General features: G+C 50.8%; 3 protein-coding genes. All 3 read right to left on the bottom strand.

Features of this window, described 5'->3' with window-relative positions; genetic code table 11:
• Positions 1-380 precede the first annotated feature (380 nt).
• The 3 genes from murI to BG74_RS17310 all read right to left on the bottom strand — a co-directional run bounded on the left by murI (position 381) and on the right by BG74_RS17310 (position 2410).
• Positions 381-1256 (bottom strand): glutamate racemase, encoded by an 876-nt coding sequence (gene murI / locus BG74_RS06180; RefSeq protein ID WP_066597335.1) that lies wholly within the window; start codon positions 1254-1256, stop codon positions 381-383.
• A 477-nt stretch (positions 1257-1733) separates the two neighbouring features.
• Positions 1734-1829, bottom strand: a complete 96-nt coding sequence (locus BG74_RS17315) for a TonB-dependent receptor (protein ID WP_244267373.1) — start codon at positions 1827-1829, stop codon at positions 1734-1736.
• 299 nt (positions 1830-2128) lie between these two features.
• Positions 2129-2410, bottom strand: coding sequence for a hypothetical protein (locus tag BG74_RS17310; RefSeq protein WP_244267372.1), 282 nt, complete (start codon positions 2408-2410; stop codon positions 2129-2131).
• Between the last annotated feature and the right edge of the window lie 256 nt (positions 2411-2666).

Genomic DNA, 2666 nt, shown 5'->3' with positions numbered 1-2666 from the left:
AGTGAAGACGCATTATAGGGCCTTCACTGACGGTGACAAGCGCTAATGCAAAATAAGTTTTAACTGCGATAAATTAAACGAATCGCTCTTTTTTCGTCGCCTGTTTATTCATAAGAACCTGTTTTTCAGTCAACTCTAATGCCTAACGCCGACGGATTGACAATTCTTTTTTGGCCCGCCGACGAAATGTTCTCTCCGGCGGCGGGGTGCGAGCACAGGGTAAGGCTGTCGTCGCGATTGCTAATAAGGAGAAGAGAGACAAAACGCCAGTGGCTTAGGTGCAAAAGGTGAGAGCAGCACGATGGGAATCGGATGGATTAACGCCTTGTCCTAGTCCAATTGACATTGTCCTTTATTAGGACAGGACCTGGCTGTTACTCTTAGAGCGTAAGCTTTTCCAAAGATCCGAAACCATAGTGCGTCAATGCCGGCATCAGCGCCGCCGCCTGCGGCGTGGTGGCAAGACAGTAGGCCCTATTCGGCCCCGCCTCGCCCTGTAGGCCGCTGACATCTATCTCATGCTCTACCAGCCAGGCGGCGCGACGGGCAATGGCTAAGCCAGAATCGACCAAGCGGGTGCCTTCCGGTAGTATCGACTGTAATTCCTGGCTTAGCAAGGGAAAATGGGTACAGCCAAGCACGACCGTGTCGGGGAGCTCCACCGCTCTTAACCAGGGATGTAGGAGTTTACGCAGCACCGGCAGCGGCACCATTTCGCCGTGCAGCTTAGATTCCGCCATATCCACCAATTCGATAGTACCCAATTGCAAAATTTGGCAATCGCCGGCGAATTGACTGATCAGATCGTGAGTATAGCTGCGCTGTACGGTAGCACGCGTCGCCAGTAGCCCTACGATGCCATTGCGGGTTAGCTGCGCCGCCGGTTTGATGGCCGGTACCACACCGATGATAGGGCAAGGAAAACGCTCGCGCAACGCCGGCAACGAAATCGTGCTGGCGGTATTACAAGCAACAATGACTATATTGGGCTTCCGCAGCTGCCACATCATGCCAACGATAGCGATGACCCTATCGACAATGAACTGCTCCGGCTTCTCCCCATAAGGGAAAGCTTCATTATCAAACACATACAGATAATGGGCATCAGGCAACGTTTGCCTGACCTCATCATAAATCGATAGCCCCCCTACGCCGGAATCAAAGACAAGAATAGTGGGCCGTTTAGCGGTGCTGCCATTATAAAGCAGTGGTCCTCCCGGGGAGATAGAATTTCCGCCCTGCAGTCTGGTATTCATAATCTGCTCATAATTTTTATCGAACACGTTGGCAATGTCTACCACGAACCGTCATGCGGGTTTTGAGAGGACATGAAGCCGCGATACCCCCAAAGATTCATGCCGCCACGCCGTGCGCATTGATTGGTATTTTAATTCATATCCCAGCGCTGCCCTAAGTAACGGTAATTCAGAGAACAGTCTATATTGGTTACCAGTCAGTCCAATTGATATTTCACCTATTGTTTGGTGCGGCGTGCTAAAATTTCGTTGGTCTTGGCATCACGCGGATGAGGTATTACACAGCGTCACTTGGTGCGCCAGTACGCTTGTAGTAAACGGGTTCATCTACTCTATCCCTTTATAATGCGTACCTTACCGATATTGTAATAGTTTTCGCTGCCGAGTATCCCACGCGATCATATCGTCAATATCATTGCGATAGGCGGTTAAATGCCAGTCAAGTGGGCCGGTTAAACCTTCTATTCCCCTTTCCTATTATTTGCTCTGCTCAGGATCGAGTTGTGCATTGCCGTTATAGGCGCTATAAAGCTGGTCGAGATTCGGCGCTTTATAGACGGTGCCATAGGACAGTAGGAAGCGATAACCCTCGACGATTTCCTAGAAGCGCCTCCCTTCCCCTCCAGGGTTACCGGGTCGTATAATTACCAAACTGTGGCATATAAGCCGGTACTATACGCTGCTCGTAGCTATTTCAGAGATAATTGGTGCCGGGCTCGGTGGTTTGTTTCTGCCAATCCCCCAGTGCTGGCGGTACTGTGTGCGATTTGCGGCGTATTACCCACTGCAGATAATACTGCTTGGAGTCGTCCAGCTTGGCAGAATCCGCGTAAGATCCATAGCGGGGATCATAGTTATAACCTTTGGTATGGTTATAACTGAAAGACAATTGGGAAGCATAAATCCCCTGTTGGAAGCGCAGGCCAGTATTCCAGGGTGCGGCTGTGGAGCTGCCGGGTGTCCAGCATCGTATCCAGATGATTGGCGTCACTGTAGGAATAGGTGCCGTTGTACGCGCTGCGGTTGTTAAAACCGTAAGTGTGGGTAAAGCCGCTGAATTGTTCGTTGAATCGATGTTCCAGAACGGCGTACAGCGTATTACCTATGAAGCCATCACGATCGGACTGGGTCGGATCGCCATAATTATCCGGCAATTTGGTCCGAACATCGAATCTGCGGGGGTATAGATATAATTGCCGCCAACGTGGCAGTGGTGTTTTCTCTCAATTGCTAACGGTTAGCGCCGTCATAGGTCTGATAACCATGGGAGCTAATACCGGCACTTATCGCGTTGCCGTCCTATTCTCGGGTAGTTATGATTTCACCACGCCGCCAATCGCATCTGAGCCCGTACACCGCCGAACGCGGCCCACAGATATATTCAATGCACTACACCAGCATTATGGGGAT

It is taken from the genome of Sodalis-like endosymbiont of Proechinophthirus fluctus, assembly GCF_001602625.1.
Taxonomy (GTDB): Bacteria; Pseudomonadota; Gammaproteobacteria; order Enterobacterales; family Enterobacteriaceae.
This window is presented reverse-complemented; position numbering and strand designations above follow the sequence as displayed.